The following is a 15,891-nucleotide window of genomic DNA, read 5'->3' as shown; positions in this document are numbered from 1 at the left end:
GGCTGCGCGGCGCGGAGGTGTGCGCCGTCTGCGGGCCGGGGTGTCCGGCGCTGCCGCCGGAGATCCGCCGTCTGGACGTGACGACGGCGCGGGAGATGTTCGCCGCGGCGGAGGACGTCTGGCCGGAGATGGATATGGGCTGCTTCACGGCGGCCGTGGCTGATTTTTCCCCGGAACCCTACGGGCCGGAAAAATTCAAGAAGGAAGGCGCGCGGGACGGCTTCAGCCTCCGTTTCCAGGCCAATCCCGACATCCTTGCCACCCTTGCCGCCCGGCGGCGGCCGGGCCAGAAGACGCTGGGCTTCGCGGCCGAGACCGCGCCGGACATGGAGGAGCTCATGGCGCTGGCGCGGGCCAAGCGCGCCCGCAAGGACGCCGATCTGCTGGCGGGCAACCGCATCAACGGCGAGGGCAGCGGCTTCGGCAGTCCGACCAACAGCATGGCCGTCACGGACAGGTGCGGTCACGGCGAGATCTGGCCGCAACAGGCCAAGGCCGACGTGGCCTGGGAGCTGCTGTCATGGCTTTTGCGTCTGTAAGCCCGCTGGCCGTCCCGTGGCGGCGGCTCGGCCTGCACTATCTGCTGTCGCCCGTGGATCTGCCGCCGGAGCTGTCCCTCACGGCGGAACAGGCGGTCGTGGAGGCCGGCCCGCGAGCCGGCGGACAGGCCCGTTCCGCCCCGCCGCGGCGGTCCGCCGGAGGCGCTCCGGCCCGTGGACCCTCCCGACCGGGCGGGCGGCCCGCCGTCCATCCCGACCAGAGGCCCGTCTCCGCCGCGCAGGCGACCTCCCGGCGTGCCGCCGCGCCGCCGGAGACCGCTCCCGCCCGCGATGAGGCGGAGTGGCGGCCGCTGGCCCCGGCCCTCTGGCCCGCCCCCTGGCAGGAGCGCCTTGCCCGTACGCGGCCCGGTCTGGTGGCCTGGACCTACTGGAACCTGGGCAGCGATCTCTGTGACGGCGGACAGCCCGGCAAGGCCGAGCGCGGCCTGTTTTTCCGGCGTCTCTTGCAGGACCTCGGCCATCCGCAGGGCACGCACACCTTCTGGCCCGTCTGCCTGCCGGCGGACGACCGGAGCCTGCGGGCCGACGCCGACGCGTTCTGGTCGGGGCTCCAGGCCCTCAAGGCCCGGGGCGTCATCATCATGGGCTCCGCCGCCGCCCGCGCGGCGGGGCTGCCCGGGAAGCTCGAACCGCTGAGCCACCGGCTCTTTCGCGGGCGGCGCGTCTGGATCCTGCGGGATGTGGACCTGATCCTCGACGACGCCCGCTGTTACGACAATATGCTGGCCTTCCTGCGAAACGCCTTGCAGGCTTTTCTTCCGAGGTAGACATGTTCATCCCCATCAGTCTTATGCTGGCAGGCATGGCGCTCGGCTTCTGCCTGCGCAAGGTCGGTTGTCTGGCGCTGGTGCAACGCGCCATCACGCCCACCATCCTGCTCTTGCTCTTCGTGCTTGGCGTGGCCGTGGGGAGCGATGCCGAGCTCATGGGCAATCTGCCCCTGCTGGGCGGCCGGGCGCTGGCGCTCACGCTGGCGGGCGTGGGGGGGAGCATGATCGGCGTCCTGCTGATCCGGCGTCATTTCCCGGGCGCGGGAGCGGGACGGCATGCGCGCGCGCCCATGCCGGGGGATATGGCCGGCAGTCCCGAGGATGCCTCGGGCATGGCCACCGCCTTCGAGGACGCGCCCGTCCCGCCGGCGGCCGCCCGTCCCGGAGAGGAGCGTCCGCATGGGCGGTAGTCTCGTCATCCTCTGCTGCTTCTGTCTGGGAACGCTGTGCGCCTGGCTGGGCTGGCTGCCGCGGGGGCTGCCGGCGCACGACGCCACGCTCTACGTCCTCTATGCGCTCATGCTGCTGGTGGGTTTTTCCATCGGCTATGACCGGCGTCTGGGGGAGATCCTGCGCACCCTGCGGCCCCGCGTGCTGCTGCTGCCGCTGGCGACCACCGTGGGGACCTTTGCCGGCACGGCTCTGGTGAGCCTTTTCATGGTCTACAGCCTGAGCGAATGTCTTGCCGTAGGCTCGGGCTTTGCCTATTATTCCCTGTCCTCGGTGTTCATCACCCAGTACAAGGGCGCGGAGCTCGGCACCGTGTCGCTCATGGCCAACATCCTGCGTGAACTCATCACCCTGGTCTTCGCGCCGTTGCTGGTCCGCTGGATCAGCCCGCTGGCGCCCATCTCCTGCGGCGGGGCCTCCACCATGGACACGACCCTGCCCGTCATCGCCCGCTGCGCCGGACAGCAGTGGGTGTTCGTTTCCATCGTGCACGCCATGATCCTCGATTTCAGCGTGCCGTTCTGGGTGACGTTCTTCTGTACGCATTAAGAGGAGGAGGCCTCATGTCCCGCATGCGTCATGCCAAGACCCGTTTCCGGCAGTTGCTTGAATCCCCGGACTGGCGGGCCCACCTGCCCGCGATCGCCGGCGAGGGCCTTTCCGCCGTGGGGCCGCTGCTCTCCTTCCTGCTGCTGTCGCCCTGCCTGCGCCATCGGGCCGCCGTGGCGCTGGGGGCCGTCGTTGCCGGGCTGGAGCGCGAACAGCCCGAAGCCGTGCGGAACATCATGCGCCGCCTCATGTGGCATATGAACGAGGAGTCCGGCAATATCGGCTGGGGCATCCCCGAAGCCTTCGCCGAGGCCTGCTGCGCGTCGGAACTGGCGGCGAAGGATTTTCACCGCGTCCTCATCTCCTACATCATCGAGCTGGAGAAGGACGACAATTATTGTGATCACGACGTGTTGCGCCGTTCCTGCTTCTGGGGGATCGGCAGGCTGGCGCAGGTCCGCCCGGCGCTGGCGGAATGGGCCCGCCCCTGGCTGCGCCGGGGGCTGGACGATCCCGATCCCGTGTGCCGGGGCATGGCCGCATGGGCACTGCGGCAACTGCCGCCGGACATGATGGACGCCCCTCTGCTGCGCCGGCTGGCCGAGCAGGGGCCGGACGTCGCCTGCGAGATCTTCGACGGCGAGGATATGCGCGCCACGTCGGTAAAGGCGCTGGCCGCCGGCGGAAAGTAGGGCTTTGGGAGCTGCCCGCGTGGGGGCGGCCGGCGCCGCTCGTTTGGATGGTCGATGCTCTTGCCGCGTACGCCCCGGCAAAAGCGCGCCGGGGGAAGGGGTGATGTGCCCTCCCCCCGGACGAAAAGGCGAGTGCCCGCGATCCTAGCGCGGTTCGATGACCTCCACGCCGTCCATGTACGGCACGAGGACCTTGGGCAGCACGATGCTGCCGTCCTTCTGCTGGCCGTTTTCCAGGATGGCGGCCAGGGCGCGTCCCGTGGGCAGGCCGGAGCCGTTGAGGGTGTGGACATAGGCGCTCTTGCCGCCCTTGGGCTTGAAGCGGATGTCCGCGCGCCGCGCCTGGAAGTCCACGCAGTTGGAACAGGAGGAGATCTCCCGGTAGGTGTTCTGACCGGGCAGCCAGACTTCGAGGTCGAAGGTCTTGGCCGAGCCGAAGCCGAGGTCGCCGGTGCACAGCGTAATGACGCGGTGGGGGAGCTCCATCTTTTCAAGGAGATTGCGGGCATGGCCCACCATCACGTCCAGCTGATGGAAGCTGTCGTCGGGATGGGCGAAGCGCACCATCTCCACCTTGGTGAACTGGTGCAGACGGATAAGGCCGCGCGTGTCCTTGCCCGCGGAACCGGCTTCGGAACGGAAGCAGGGCGTGGCCGCACAGTAGGCGCGCGGCAGATCGGCTTCGTCCAGCACTTCGCCGGCATGGATGTTGGTCAGCGGCACTTCGGCCGTGGGGATGAGATAATACCCCCAGTCCGGCATCTTGAAGAGATCCTCCTCGAATTTGGGCAGCTGGCCCGTGCCGGTCATGGTCGCCCGGTTGACCATGTACGGCGGGCAGACTTCGATATAGCCCTCGTTCCGCACATGCTCATCCAGGAAAAAGTTGATCAGCGCCCGGTCAAGACGGGCGGCCCAGCCCAGCGAAAGCGCAAAGCGGCTGCCTGCCAGCCGGGTGGCCCGTTCGAAGTCCAGCCCGCCCAGCGCCGTGCCCAGCTCCCAGTGCTCCTTGACGGGGAAATCGAAATCCCGCGGCGTCCCCCAGCGCAGCACTTCGGGGTTTTCCGTCTCGTCCTTGCCCACGGGGGTCGTGGCGTCGGGGATGTTGGGCACGCCCATGAGCCAGGCTTCCACGGCGGCCTTTGCGTCGGCGGTCTGCGCGTCCAGGGCCTTGATGCGGTCGGAAAGCGCGCCGAGCTCTTCCATCATGTGCGAGGCGTCCTTGCCCTCACGCTTGAGGGCGGCCACCTGCCCGGACGCCGTATTGCGCTGATTCTTCAGAGTCTCCACCTCGGCGAGCAGGGCACGCCGCCGGCCATCCAGAGCCAGAAAGTCCTCCACGCGCAGGCTGGACTGACGGTCGGCCAGCGCCTTGGCAAGCACCTCGGGATTTTTCTGCACCAGTTTAAGATCGATCATGGGAACTCCTGCTTGGAAAATTTGTGAGCAAAAGCTACCACGGCCCATAATGCCTTGCAAGACGCGCCCTTTCCCTATATCCTCGAAAAAGCCGCCGCACCGGGAAGAGCGCATGTCCGGCGATGCTTCCGCCGGCGGACGATGCGGCATCCGCCCCCTGCGCGGCCTGCCGGCTTTCGGACCATGACATGAGAACCGGCCTGCCCGGCGCTGCCGACGCATCCGGCCCGCTTCCCCAGGTCTTTTTCGCAGCCGTCCGCCCCGTGCGTCTGACACGGCCGGGACGGCGGCGCTCACCCCTTGACGAGGAACCCATGAAATTCGCCAGACTTCCCCTTCTGTTGTCCCTGTTGCTCGCCACCCTGCTGCTGACGGCCTGCGGCCCCAGCAACACCGTGCCGCTGGTGGCGTCTACCGTGCCCAACAACATATTGCCCGCCCCCAATGCGCCGCGCGTGAGCGTGGTGGTCTTTGAGGACAAGCGCGACAGTCAGGATCTCGGCGTGCGCCGTGACGGGACGGCCTTTGTGGGCAGCCAGGATGTGACCCAGTGGGTGAGTCAGGCCCTGGCGGATGAGCTGCGCCGCTGCGGTCTGCAGGTCTCCTACGCGCTGACGCCCGACCAGGCCCGCAGCGGCAACCCTGACTACATCGTGACCGGTACGCTGGACAAGGCCTGGCTGCGCGAAGTCTCGGCCACCGAGCTCATCTGCAACATGAGCGCCTCCTACCGGGTGGCCAGCCGCAGCGGCAAGCTCTCCAACCGGGAAACGCTCAACGCCGCGCAGACGCGTAACGATCTGCCGTCCGGCGATATGGCCAAGGACCTTATGACCTCCTGCCTGCGCGATCTCGTACAGCCTATGGCCAGCAAGATCCAGACGATCATCGGCCAGAAGTAGGATGACGTGCGGCGCAAGCTGCCCAGACGCTTTTTTCTGCCGGTCGTGCTGTTCCTGCTCTGCCGGCTGCTGACGGACCCCGGCCCTGCGGCCGGGGCCGTCGTTTTCACGCCGCGGATAAGCAGTCTGCCCACCACCGGCCCCTCGCCGCGCATCCAGGTTCAGCTGGACGTGCCTCCGGATGCCGCCCTGTCTTCCGATGCCCGCGTCGCCGATCTGCTGCGCCGTCGCGCCCGTCTCTGGCTCGCGGGCCTCCAGGCCGGCGCGGACAGCCTGGCACACAACCGCGCGGCGGCCCGCTACTTCATCGGCCCCGACGCCAGGCTGATCCTTGCCGCCATGCTGTACGGGGCGACGGGCCCTGATGAGGCCACGGGCGGACATATCGACTTCATTCTGGAACCGGCCCCCTTCGGGCAGGTGCTGGAACGCGCGCTGCGGCCGGGCCCGCTCTACGGCGCATGGCAAAGCCTGCTGGACGAGCTGCGGGCGGCGCTCGCCCGCACGCCCGCCCCCGACAGCCCGGAAGAAGCCCGGCAGGCCGCGTGGCTGCGGGCCCTGCTCGGCCCGGCGCGTCAGGCGCTGGCCGCGGCGGACGGGGCCTGGCTGGCCTCGGCCGATCAGGCGCTGGCCCTGGAACATGCGGCAACGCAGGTGGCGGAGAGCTCCCTCCTCTGGCTGCTGCTTGCCGAGGCCGCCTTGCAGCGCGATCAGCCGCAACGCAGCGTCGGCGCCTGCGGACGCGCCCTGGCGCTGGACCCGCGTCTGGCGCGGGCCCGCTATATCCGGGCGCTGGGCTATTGGCGGCTGCACCAGCTCGCGCTGGCGGAAAACGATCTTTCCCTTATCCTGCATGACGCGTCGCACGCCTCCATGACGCCGTGGCTGCGGGCCCGGGGGGCCATTCGCATGCTGCGCGGCAATACGACGGGCATGTGCGAGGATTTCCTTGCCGCCTGCGTGCGGGGCGGGGACTGCGACGGGCTGGAAATGGCCCGGCGGCAGGGCCTCTGCCGCGAGGAACGATCCGCCATGATGGCCGACGGCTCGTCCGGGCCGCAGCCCGGCGCGGAGGAGCTGCCGCCGGAGGTCCGTCGCCGTGCCGACTATCTGGGCTCGCTGGTGCTGGCTTTCCTGGGGGCGCCCGTTGCGCCCGCTCCGCTGGACAACGCCACGGCCACGGCGCTGGGCTTCCTGCCGCCCGACTCCAGCCAGACGCCATCCTGTCCGCGCTCTCCATCGCGGGCGCTGAGGGCGCTCGCCGCCCGCACGCTGCCTGCGGGCAGTCAGCTGGACGGTCACGATCTGCCGCTGGTGGAGGAAGACCCGCACTGGCTGGACGCCCGTCGCCGCGGGACGGCATGGGCCGAGGACGTGCTCGGCCTGCTGGGGGTGGATCCCCGTCTTTCCCGTCTGCCGGAAGAGGAATTGCGGGACAGGGCCGAAGAACGCGTCCTGCACGCGCTGGGCCTTGCGCCTCTGCGGGCGCTCGCGGTCGAACAGTGTGCACGCCGCCTCTGGGCTGTCCCCACGCAATGGGAGGTCGGTGCGCCCGTGTCCGACGCCGTGCTGGCCGACCTCTGGGCCGTCGTGGACGCCACGCGGGCCCGGGCCAGGGAGGTGCGCCGGCGGCTGCCGGAACAGGTGACGGCTGCGCCGCCGACTGACACGGAATCCGCTCCGCCGGAGGCGGCGGATGAGCTGCGCGGCATGACGCCGCGGCGGCCGGCCTGCCCGCTGCCCCGTGGGGGCGGCAGTCTGGCGGCGGCATGGGGCCGCATCTGGGATGACGCCTGGGCCGTCCGCATCAAGACGCTGGCCTATGCCCTGCGGGATGAAGAAACGCCCGCCGCCACGGAACGGGAAGCAGCCGCGCGCCAGGTGGGGCCGCCACCGCCGCCGCGCCTGCAGGAGGGGCGCAGAGGCTATCCTCCCCGCTGGGACTGGATCCTCTGGCCCGGGCGGGCGGAATGGCGGGGCATGCCGTCCGCCGGCTACAGGACATATATTCGGAGGCGCTGATGTCGCAAAGTCCGTTGTGCAAGGCCTATGGTCATGTCTACCCCTGCGGGGACGCCCTCTACGGAGCGCTGGCGCGGGCCGTTGCCGGCGCTATGGGGCAGGATGAGGAGGAGGCCGTGCTCGTGCGGGAAGGGGATATGGCCCGCATCAGCTTTGAAGGGATATATTTTCCTGTCGAGGAGGTCGTGCAGGCCCTGCGGGAACACCTGACGCCCGCCATGCGGGGCAAGCTGGACTATCTGGATCTGGAGGACTGGCGGCTCACCCGCTACCGCCTGGAAGAGGGCGAGGTGCGCCCCTCCTCGGCCCCGCTGAACAATGTGCTGGCCTTTTCCGGGCATTGAGACATCGACAGCAGGGCGCGACCGAATAGCGGCCCGCCGGGCCGTGCCTGTCAGAGGATGTCAACAAAATTTGTAAATAATTTCAAATGATAATGAAGAAAATCCGTACACGCCACTTGCCTTTGGGGGCTCGCCCCGTGTCCCTGCGCTTTCCTCGGTAAAAGCGCGCTGGGGAAGGGATGGGCTCCCTTCCCCCAAAAGCAAGTAGTAGCACGGATAGCGGGGATGGCCCCGGCGATCAGGCGTGGCCCACCAGCGGCGGGAGCTGGCCTTCCTTCACGTTGCTGACCCGGTAGATCTGCACCGTATATTGCCCTGCGGGACGGCAGAAGGGGCAGCCGTCCGTCATCAGCAGACAGGAGCTGTCCAGCTCCAGCGGATCCACGCCAGCCTGTGCCAGCAGGCGTGTGGCCCGGCCGGGATCCCAGAGTACCGGCGCGCCGCAGCGGCCGCATTCCACGAACAGCAATTCCGGGTCCACCGGCCGCCGCCGCAGCGGGGCGGGGACCCGGAACCAGCGCCGGGTATCCTTCGGGCGGCGTGCCGGTCGGGGAAAACGCCGCAGCGGCGCGAAGCGCCTGCCCAGTTCCCGGCGTCCGCTCGTGCGGCTGCCACCGAGTCGCTTGCCTTGCGCCGGTCTGCCGGATACACTCGCGCCATGTCTGATCTTTCTGGTCATATTCGTCTTTTACCGCCTGAATTGCGCAATCAGATCGCCGCCGGCGAAGTGGTGGAACGCCCTGCCAGCGTGGTCAAGGAACTCGTGGAGAACAGCCTGGATGCCGGGGCGACGCATATCGACGTCTGCCTTGAGAACGGCGGCCAGAGCCTCGTCCGCGTCCAGGACGACGGTCGGGGCATCGCGGCAGACGAGCTGGAACTGGCCGTCACCCGGCACGCCACCAGCAAGATCGCCAGCATGGACGATCTGGAGCATGTCCTTTCCTACGGCTTCCGGGGGGAAGCCCTGCCGAGTATCGCCTCGGTGTCGCGTTTCAGCATGACCTCGGCCCATGCCGATGCCGGGGAGGCCCCGGCCTGCCGCGTGCAGGTTGAGCACGGCCGGCTTGTCGCCGTGGAGCCCGCGGCCCTGCACCGGGGCACGCTGGTCGAGGTGCGCGACCTCTTCGTCAACGTGCCCGCGCGTCTGAAATTCCTCAAAAGTCCCGCCACGGAGCTCAAGCGCGCGCAGGACTGGCTGACCCGGCTGGCGCTCGCCCGCACGGACGTGGGCTTTCGCCTGCGCGCCGGGGAGCGGACGGTGCTGGATTTCCTGCCGGGGGAAACGCTCATGCAGCGTCTGGCCAAACTCTGGCCGGCCCTCATCGTGGAGGCCCTGCGTCCCTTTGACGAGGAGCGCCACGGCATCCGCGTCCACGGCCTGGCCGCCGCTCCCGGCGTCAGTCAGGCGCGCGGCGACCGTATGCTGCTGTACGTCAACCAGCGCGCCGTCACCGACAAGCGTCTGCTGGCCGCACTGCGCGAGGCCTACAAGGGCCGGCTCACCAGCCGGGAATACCCGCAGGTCGTGCTTTTTGTGGAGATTGATCCCACGGAGGTGGACGTCAATGTCCATCCGGCCAAGAGCGAGGTCCGTTTCCGGGACGAATCCGCCGTGTTTTCCGCTGTGCTGCACGCCGTGCAGAGCGCATTGACCGATGATCTGGAGAAGGTGCTCGACGCGGCCGGGGCCCGCCTTTCCGGGCAACGGCAGGAACCATACACTCTTGCCGCCGCGCAGGCAACCGCCCCCCGCCCGCGGGGCTTCTGGGGGACGCTGGACACGCCTCCGCTGCTGCGCCGTCGCCCTGAGGAGGCGGACGGCCTGCCGGAGGCGGAGAGCCCGTGGCGGGTGACGCCCGTGCCCCCGCGCGGCGGCCTGCGCGAGGATGCCGCGCCGTTGTCGTCCGTGCCCTCGTCGTCCCCGTCGTCCCGGTACGGGGAGGCCGTTCCCCATGCCCGGGGCGGAGCGCCCGCGTCTGACCGTGCCGCTGCCGTCGTGCCGTCTGATCCGGCAATGTCGTTCCCGGACGTTCCGGCCCCCGCGTCACCGGCGGATGCGCCATGGGGGGGGACCGTCAAAGAAGCGGCAGCAGGGGACGGCATCCCCGAGGCGATGGCGGCGGAAGAGGCCGCCGGCCAGCGGGAGCCGCTGCGCGTGGGCGATCTGGCCTATCTCGGGCAGGTGGCCGACACCTATCTTTTGTTGCGGGATGCCGAAGGGGCCCTGCTGCTGCTCGATCAGCACGCGGCCCATGAGCGCGTGCTCTATGCCCGGCTGGAGCAGGGAGCGTTCAGCGGGGCGGGGCAATGTCTGGCCCTGCCGCTGGAGCTGCCCCTACAGCCGGTGGAGGAGGAGCGTCTCTTCGCCCTGCGGCCGCGCTTGCAGCGTATGGGCTTCACGCTGGAGACCAGCCCCGGACGGCTGACGGCACGGGGCATCCCGCCGCATCTGAGCCGGGCCGAGGCCCGCGATTTCCTGCGCGAGGCGCTGGCCGGACGCAAGGACGACACCACGGCCATGTTCATCTCCCTGTCCTGCAAGAGCGCCATCAAGGCCGGACAGCGCCTGACCGACGATGAGGCCGTGGGGCTGGTGCGCCAGTGGTTGCAGACGCAGCAGCGCGAATACTGCCCGCATGGCCGCCCGGCTGTGCTGCGCTGGGATGCCGGGGCGCTGGAACGCCTGTTCAAGCGCAAACAGTAGGGTGGCGGGACGTCGTGCCCGGCGAGGAAGAGAAAAAAGAGGGCAGTCCCGCAAGGGCTGCCCGTTTTACGCTATGCCTTTGAGGCAAAGTCACTTCGTATCCCTGCCTCTTCCCCCAAAACACGCAATAGCTCGTGCTGACAGGCCCTAGTTGCCGTAGCGCGCTTCGATGTCCGCGGCGGCCTTTTCCACGCCTTTTTGCATGTCGGCGCGGGCGGCCAGGATGCGGTCATGCAGGGCGCTGTCTTCCACGGCCAGGATCTGGGCGGCCAGCCAGGCGGCATTGCGCGCCCCGGCCTTGTCCATGGCCACCGTGGCTACGGGGAAGCCGGGAGGCATCTGCACCGTGGCCAGCAGGGCGTCCATGCCGCCCATGACCCCGCCAGAAACCGGAATGCCGATGACCGGACGGGCGGTGCGGGCCGCCACGGCCCCGGCCAGGTGAGCGGCCATGCCCGCGGCGCAGATGAAGACGCGCGCGCCGGCGGCCTCCTGCTCACGCACGAGCTTTTCTGTCCGTTCCGGTGTCCGGTGGGCGGAACTGATGGTGAAATGGTGGGAAATGCCCAGCGAGCGGAGCACCTCCACACAGGGGCTGACCTTTTCCTCGTCCGAGGCGGAGCCCATCATAATGACGACCTGAGCCATGTTTTCTCCTTGTGTTCCTTCCTGTGCGCCGGCGGGGTCCGGGCGTGCCGGGCCTTATGCCCCGGCCTTGCCCGCCAGCCGGTCGATGCCCTTCTGGCCGATGTCGCCGCGGTACTGGCTGTCCGGCATGTCGATCTTCTTCAGGGCCGCATAGGCGGCGTCGCGGGCCTGGGCCAGCGTGTCGCCCAGCGCGGTCACGCAGAGCACGCGGCCGCCGCTGGAGACGATCTTCCCGTCCTTGAGGCTGGTGCCGCTGTGGAAGACCTTGACGCCGGGCAGGGCATCCGCTTCGTCCAGTCCGGCAATGGGCATGCCCTTGGGATAGGAGCCGGGATAGCCCCTGGCGGCCACCACCACCCCCAGCGCCGTACGCGAAGTGTAGGAAAGGCTCGCGGGGTCGAGGCGTCCTTCCACGCAGGCCAGCATGACGGCGGCCAGATCGCCTTCAAGCCGCATGAGCAGGGGCTGGCATTCTGGATCGCCGAAACGGGCGTTGTATTCCAGCACGCGCGGGCCGTCGGCTGTCATCATAAGTCCGGCATAGAGGATGCCCACGAAAGGATGTCCGTCCGCGGCCAGTTCGCGCAGGATGGGCCGGGATACCAGGTCGGCCATGCGCCGGGCTTCGCTGTCGGGCAGCACCGGAGCCGGGCTGTACGCGCCCATGCCGCCGGTATTGGGCCCCTTGTCGCCATCGAAGACGGCCTTGTGATCCTGCGCGGAGGGCAGCGGTACAGCGGTCTTGCCGTCGCAGAAACAGAGGAAGGAGGCTTCTTCACCGATCAGGCATTCTTCGATGACCACCTGATCCCCGGCGGCGCCGAAGGCCCGGCGGCGCATGATCTCCTCCACGGCGTCCAGGGCTTCCCCGGTGGTGCGGGCCACCACCACGCCCTTGCCCGCCGCCAGTCCGTCGGCCTTGATGACCAGGGGCGCGCCCTTGGCTTCCACATAGGCGCGGGCCTTGTCCGCATCGGTAAAGATTTCGCAGGCGGCGGTAGGCACGCCGGCGCGGCGCATGATGTCCTTGGCGAAAGCCTTGCTGCCTTCGAGGCGGGCGCAGTAGGCGTCCGGGCCGAAGCAGGCGATGCCCGCCTCCCGCATGCGGTCCGTGATGCCGAGCGTCAGGGGCAGTTCCGGTCCCGGCACCACAAGATCCACCTTTTCCCGGCGGGCCAGCGCCACCAGCCCGTCCACGTCGTCCGCGGCCACGGGCACGTTGCGCGCCCCCTCGGCCGCCGTGCCGCCATTGCCCGGCGCGACGAGGATCTCCGTGACCGACGGGCTTTGCCCGAGTTTCCAGACAAGCGCATGTTCCCTGCCGCCGGAACCAATGACCAGTATACGCACGATGCCTCCCGCAGTTTTCCCGAGATGTCTCCCGGTCTCTTGGGTATGAAAGGGTTGTCGTCCTGTCGTCATCGGGACGGCTTCCGGGAAGCCTCCCCAATGAAAAAAGCCGCCCGGAAAGCGGTTTCCGGGCGGCGGAAAAGGCTAGTTGTTGGGGGTGACTTCAAAATCGCTCATGTCCGCCGGCGTATTGGGATCCATCCTGGTCACGTCCAGCGGATAGGCCGTGATGATGCACTGGCGGCCGCCCACGCCCAGCGAGGGCGAGGAGTTCAGGCCCACCACCAGATCCAGGATGCCGTCGTTGTTCACGTCGGCCAGATCGGCCTGGGCCACGGACCCCCGGATGCGGCGGGTCTTCCACTTGAGGGCGAGGCCCACGCCGTCCCAGAACAGGGCATGGATCTCGCCCTGGGGGAAGAAGCGGTAACGGTCGAAAAACTGCGAGGCCGTGGAGATGGGCTTGTTGATGATCAGGCAGTTTTCGCCGGTATTGCCGATGTCGGCCACGATGAGACGCATGGGGGCATAATAGCGGCTGGGGAGCTGATAGTTCTTGTCCACGCCGAGGCCGGGCATGCTCTTGTAGTGATCCATACCCGCCGCGGAGCCGGAGAAGCGCTCCATCGTGGTATGGATGAGCGTATTGTTGCTGCCCTGGAAGACCTTGAGGCGTTCATCCGGGGTCAGCATGACGAGCTGGTCGCTCTTGTTGCCGCGACCGGCCGGGATCCAGGCGCAGTTGAAGACGTTGGCCCCTTCGGGCAGGTCGATACGCTGACCGAGGACGTAGCTGTCGCCGCTCTTGTGCAGGACGAAGACGCCGCGGCCAAAGAGATTGACCGAATCCCAGCTCTGCCCCACGAGCACCGGCGCGAAGGAGGGCGGCAGCTTCATGACGCTGGCGAAGTAGGGGATGCGCTTGCTGCATTCCTTGAGGCGGTTGCCCTTGAAGGAATAGAAGTAGGAGTAGGGGCGGTTGTCGTTCTCGTCATATGTGGCGATGACCAGATCCTGCGCGCCGTCGCGGTTGAGATCCATGGCCCGCATGGAAAAGTTGGCATTGGTGCGGTTGATGGTGACTTCATGCAGGGGGGTGAGCTTGCCGTCCCGTCCCCACTTGTACATCATAAGTTTGTGGTCGGTCAGGATGGCGACCTCGTTTTGTCCGTCGCCGTTGAAGTCGGCCACGGCCATGTCCACCATGGCTTCGGGGATGCGCTGCGAGCGCAGGCGCGAGCCGTCGCTCGTGCCGGCGCCCTGATAGCGGAACTGCGGATTGAGGTAGGCCTGGTTCTGCCCGGTCTCATTGACGATGATGTCGCTGCTGCGGCCGCCGGAGGCCGCACGTCCGCCGGCCACGCCGCCCATGCCCAGGACTTCCGAGGCAAAGGCGCTGGCCAGCTGCTGGGCGGAGCTGTTGAGGCTGCTCACCGGGCCGGAGCTGGTCTTGCTCCACTGTTTGCCCGCCTTGTCCACGCTGTGCAGGGTGATGGTGCTGTCGTTGCCGACCACGCTCACCTCGCCCCAGACGGCGTAATCCGCCCCGCCAAGAGCCCCTTTGGCCTGCGCGGCCGAAGTGGCCTTGGTCGTGCCGACGCGGCCCTGCGCCACGCCGGGACGGTTGAGCCGGGAGAGCAGGGAGGACGGCAGCGCCTTGGACAGATAGCCGTAGCTTTGCGGCGCATTGACCGTGAAGGGCAGCAGCACAAAAGATTTCTGGGCGGCCTGGGCCGCCGTCGCCTGAAGGCCGACCAGCAGCATCAGGCAGGCCATCAAGGCCAGTCGCATGGCGAATTTCATTCATATCTCCTTGCAAAGAAGCGGAGCCGCGTCACACGGCGTCGAATTGCCGGCCGGACAGCCGGAGGCCAAACTATAGCCGTACTTTGCCCGGGGCGCAACATGGCCGTGACGGCGCAAAAGACTTGCTCCACGGCGGCGGAGAGGCTATGCACACGGCATGGATACCTCGGAAACCACTGCCCCCGCGGCCGCCGGACGCTCCTTTCGTCTGCTCTGTTCTCCGGAGGACATGCCGCGTGTGGAAGCTCTGCTGCGGGCCCAGGGCTACCGCTTCGCGCCGGAGCCCTTTTCGCCCTTCTGTCGCCGTCTGCTGCATGAGCCGCGTCCGCTGGGCGCGTCGCTGGCCGCCTTTTTCGGCTACATCTACATCCAGGACCGCTCCTCCATGCTGCCGCCGCTGGCCCTTGACCCGGCCGAAGGGAGCAGCGTGCTGGACGTCTGCGCCAGCCCCGGCAGCAAGACGGGCTTTCTGGCCCAGCTGGTGGGCAGGAGCGGCTTCGTGCTGGGCAATGAGCCTTCCCGCGCCCGACTGGCCACGCTGCGGGCCAATATGCACGCCTGCAATCTGCTGTCCGTGGCTACCTGCACCCATGAAGGCCAGGCACTGCCGCTTCGTCCCGGCAGCTGGCAGGCCATCCAGCTCGATCCGCCCTGCTCCGGCTGGGGCACGGCGGAAAAGCATCCGCGCGTCATGGAACTCTGGCAGGGCGAAAAAGTCCAGCCCCTCGTGGGCCTGCAACGTCTTTTGCTGCGGCACGCGACCTCCCTGCTGGCGCCGGGGGGGAAGCTGGTCTACTCCACCTGCACCACCAATGTCGCGGAAAATGAGGAGCAGGTGCGCTTCGCCGAGGCGGAACTGGGGCTTGAACGTCTGCCGCTGACGCCCTTCCCGGGCTTTGTCTGGGAGGAACTGCCGGGCGGCGAAGGCACGCTGCGCGTGGACGGACGCCGCTCCGCCGCGCAGGGCTTCTATGTGGCCCTGTTCCGCAAGCCGTACAGCGCCGTGGCGGACACGCCGGAGCCGGCCCCGCCGTCCGAGGCTCGTCCTCCCCGCCGGGGCGGCAAGGCCCACGCGCGACGGGAACAGCCCGGGCAGGAACTGCCCCGTGAGGCGCTGGCCGGGCCCTGCTGCGATCCCGCCCTGTTGCCGCCGGGCCGGGTCATGCTCTACGGGGATCAGGTGCGATTCCTGCCGGAGGATGCCGGCCGTCTGCTGCCGCCGGATATGATCTGGCAGGGGGCGCTGTTGGGCAAATTCGCCGGCGGACGCCTGCACCCCGCACCACGGCTGCGGGCCCTGCTGCCGCGCCGCCCCGACGCCGGGACGGCCTTCGTGCTGGACAGCCCCGACGAACTGACGGCCCTTTTGAGCGGCCAGAGCCGCCGGACCGAGCTCGAAGGCCGGGAGGCCGCACTCTGGTGGCAGGACCTGCCGCTGGGCCGGGTCTCCCTCAAGCAGGGCCGGGTAGTGGCGACGTTTTCTTAGGGGCTGCTAACACAAATTTACTAATTATTTCAATATATACATGAAATAAGATATACATTCTCCGCCTACCCTAACGGGCGATACGCCCCTTGTCCCAGCTTTTTCCCCTGATAAAAGCGCGCTGGGGAAGGGATGGGGGGCTTGGGGGGAAGGGAAACCCGCTCCCGCGCCGGCGGAGGGGTTTCC

At 68.3% G+C, this 15,891-nt stretch carries 15 protein-coding genes; 10 read left to right on the top strand and 5 right to left on the bottom strand.

From position 1 onward, the window contains the following. The 5 genes from Q0J54_RS10785 to Q0J54_RS10765 form a co-directional block, all read left to right on the top strand. Window positions 1-539 (top strand): phosphopantothenoylcysteine decarboxylase (locus Q0J54_RS10785; protein ID WP_296305586.1); only part of this gene is annotated, 539 nt, incomplete at its 5' end. Next, entirely contained in the window at window positions 521-1,327 is an 807-nt protein-coding gene (locus Q0J54_RS10780) for a hypothetical protein (protein WP_296305584.1), read from the top strand. The genes Q0J54_RS10785 and Q0J54_RS10780, both read left to right, overlap by 19 nt. Window positions 1,328-1,329: 2 nt before the next feature. Beyond that, on the top strand, window positions 1,330-1,740 hold the full coding sequence (locus tag Q0J54_RS10775) for a hypothetical protein (RefSeq protein ID WP_296305582.1): 411 nt from the start codon (window positions 1,330-1,332) through the stop codon (window positions 1,738-1,740). Further along, the gene (locus tag Q0J54_RS10770) at window positions 1,730-2,329 is read left to right on the top strand and encodes a lysine exporter LysO family protein (protein WP_296305580.1); all 600 of its coding nucleotides are present in this window, start codon (window positions 1,730-1,732) and stop codon (window positions 2,327-2,329) included. Before Q0J54_RS10775 ends, Q0J54_RS10770 begins: the two co-directional genes overlap by 11 nt. Before the next feature lie 14 nt (window positions 2,330-2,343). Beyond that, window positions 2,344-3,021, top strand: a complete 678-nt coding sequence (locus Q0J54_RS10765) for a DVU0298 family protein (protein ID WP_296305578.1) — start codon at window positions 2,344-2,346, stop codon at window positions 3,019-3,021. A gap of 144 nt (window positions 3,022-3,165) precedes the next feature. Here the strand turns inward: Q0J54_RS10765 and serS are convergent, their stop codons facing one another. Then, window positions 3,166-4,440 (bottom strand): serine--tRNA ligase, encoded by a 1,275-nt coding sequence (serS, locus tag Q0J54_RS10760; RefSeq protein WP_296305576.1) that lies wholly within the window; start codon window positions 4,438-4,440, stop codon window positions 3,166-3,168. 314 nt (window positions 4,441-4,754) lie between these two features. Here serS and Q0J54_RS10755 point away from each other — a divergent pair, with 314 nt between their 5' ends. The 3 genes from Q0J54_RS10755 to Q0J54_RS10745 are packed head-to-tail and all read left to right on the top strand — an operon-like array spanning window position 4,755 to window position 7,708. After that, window positions 4,755-5,342, top strand: a complete 588-nt coding sequence (locus Q0J54_RS10755; RefSeq protein WP_296305575.1) for a hypothetical protein — start codon at window positions 4,755-4,757, stop codon at window positions 5,340-5,342. Between the two features lie 6 nt (window positions 5,343-5,348). After that, complete coding sequence (locus Q0J54_RS10750) at window positions 5,349-7,364, top strand: hypothetical protein (RefSeq protein ID WP_296305572.1); 2,016 nt, start codon at window positions 5,349-5,351, stop codon at window positions 7,362-7,364. Then, window positions 7,364-7,708 carry a hypothetical protein gene (locus Q0J54_RS10745; RefSeq protein WP_296305569.1) on the top strand — a complete coding sequence of 115 codons (345 nt, stop codon included), beginning with the start codon at window positions 7,364-7,366 and terminating at the stop codon, window positions 7,706-7,708. The genes Q0J54_RS10750 and Q0J54_RS10745 overlap by 1 nt, the downstream gene beginning before the upstream one ends. Before the next feature lie 238 nt (window positions 7,709-7,946). Here the strand turns inward: Q0J54_RS10745 and Q0J54_RS10740 are convergent, their stop codons facing one another. Further along, entirely contained in the window at window positions 7,947-8,387 is a 441-nt protein-coding gene (locus Q0J54_RS10740) for a hypothetical protein (RefSeq protein WP_296305567.1), read from the bottom strand. On the opposite strand from Q0J54_RS10740, the gene mutL reads away from it, so the two are divergent. Beyond that, window positions 8,367-10,415 (top strand): DNA mismatch repair endonuclease MutL, encoded by a 2,049-nt coding sequence (gene mutL / locus Q0J54_RS10735; protein ID WP_296305565.1) that lies wholly within the window; start codon window positions 8,367-8,369, stop codon window positions 10,413-10,415. The two genes, Q0J54_RS10740 and mutL, sit on opposite strands and share 21 nt — an antisense overlap. A gap of 147 nt (window positions 10,416-10,562) precedes the next feature. On the opposite strand, the gene purE is transcribed toward mutL, so the two are convergent. The 3 genes from purE to Q0J54_RS10720 all read right to left on the bottom strand — a co-directional run bounded on the left by purE (window position 10,563) and on the right by Q0J54_RS10720 (window position 14,216). Then, window positions 10,563-11,063 (bottom strand): 5-(carboxyamino)imidazole ribonucleotide mutase, encoded by a 501-nt coding sequence (gene purE, locus Q0J54_RS10730; RefSeq protein WP_296305564.1) that lies wholly within the window; start codon window positions 11,061-11,063, stop codon window positions 10,563-10,565. Window positions 11,064-11,117: 54 nt separating this feature from the next. Next, entirely contained in the window at window positions 11,118-12,413 is a 1,296-nt protein-coding gene (gene purD / locus Q0J54_RS10725) for a phosphoribosylamine--glycine ligase (RefSeq protein ID WP_296305563.1), read from the bottom strand. A gap of 144 nt (window positions 12,414-12,557) precedes the next feature. Further along, entirely contained in the window at window positions 12,558-14,216 is a 1,659-nt protein-coding gene (locus tag Q0J54_RS10720; RefSeq protein ID WP_296305561.1) for a VCBS repeat-containing protein, read from the bottom strand. A gap of 160 nt (window positions 14,217-14,376) precedes the next feature. Here Q0J54_RS10720 and Q0J54_RS10715 point away from each other — a divergent pair, with 160 nt between their 5' ends. Then, window positions 14,377-15,705, top strand: coding sequence for an RsmB/NOP family class I SAM-dependent RNA methyltransferase (locus Q0J54_RS10715; RefSeq protein ID WP_296305559.1), 1,329 nt, complete (start codon window positions 14,377-14,379; stop codon window positions 15,703-15,705). The last annotated feature ends 186 nt before the right edge of the window (window positions 15,706-15,891 follow it).

Source organism: uncultured Desulfovibrio sp. (genome assembly GCF_944324935.1).
In the GTDB taxonomy this organism is placed as follows: Bacteria; Desulfobacterota; Desulfovibrionia; order Desulfovibrionales; family Desulfovibrionaceae; genus Desulfovibrio.
The sequence above is the reverse complement of the archived record's forward strand: the minus strand, read 5'-3'. Positions and strand labels throughout refer to the sequence as shown.

Coding starts and splice junctions, on each gene's coding strand:
- purE (WP_296305564.1), bottom strand. CDS start 11,063: ATGGCTCAGGTCGTCATTATGATGGGCTCCGCCTCGGACGAGGAAAAG.
- Q0J54_RS10715 (WP_296305559.1), top strand. CDS start 14,377: ATGGATACCTCGGAAACCACTGCCCCCGCGGCCGCCGGACGCTCCTTT.
- Q0J54_RS10765 (WP_296305578.1), top strand. CDS start 2,344: ATGTCCCGCATGCGTCATGCCAAGACCCGTTTCCGGCAGTTGCTTGAA.
- Q0J54_RS10720 (WP_296305561.1), bottom strand. CDS start 14,216: ATGAAATTCGCCATGCGACTGGCCTTGATGGCCTGCCTGATGCTGCTG.
- Q0J54_RS10770 (WP_296305580.1), top strand. CDS start 1,730: ATGGGCGGTAGTCTCGTCATCCTCTGCTGCTTCTGTCTGGGAACGCTG.
- Q0J54_RS10775 (WP_296305582.1), top strand. CDS start 1,330: ATGTTCATCCCCATCAGTCTTATGCTGGCAGGCATGGCGCTCGGCTTC.
- Q0J54_RS10745 (WP_296305569.1), top strand. CDS start 7,364: ATGTCGCAAAGTCCGTTGTGCAAGGCCTATGGTCATGTCTACCCCTGC.
- mutL (WP_296305565.1), top strand. CDS start 8,367: ATGTCTGATCTTTCTGGTCATATTCGTCTTTTACCGCCTGAATTGCGC.
- Q0J54_RS10740 (WP_296305567.1), bottom strand. CDS start 8,387: ATGACCAGAAAGATCAGACATGGCGCGAGTGTATCCGGCAGACCGGCG.
- Q0J54_RS10755 (WP_296305575.1), top strand. CDS start 4,755: ATGAAATTCGCCAGACTTCCCCTTCTGTTGTCCCTGTTGCTCGCCACC.
- serS (WP_296305576.1), bottom strand. CDS start 4,440: ATGATCGATCTTAAACTGGTGCAGAAAAATCCCGAGGTGCTTGCCAAG.
- Q0J54_RS10780 (WP_296305584.1), top strand. CDS start 521: ATGGCTTTTGCGTCTGTAAGCCCGCTGGCCGTCCCGTGGCGGCGGCTC.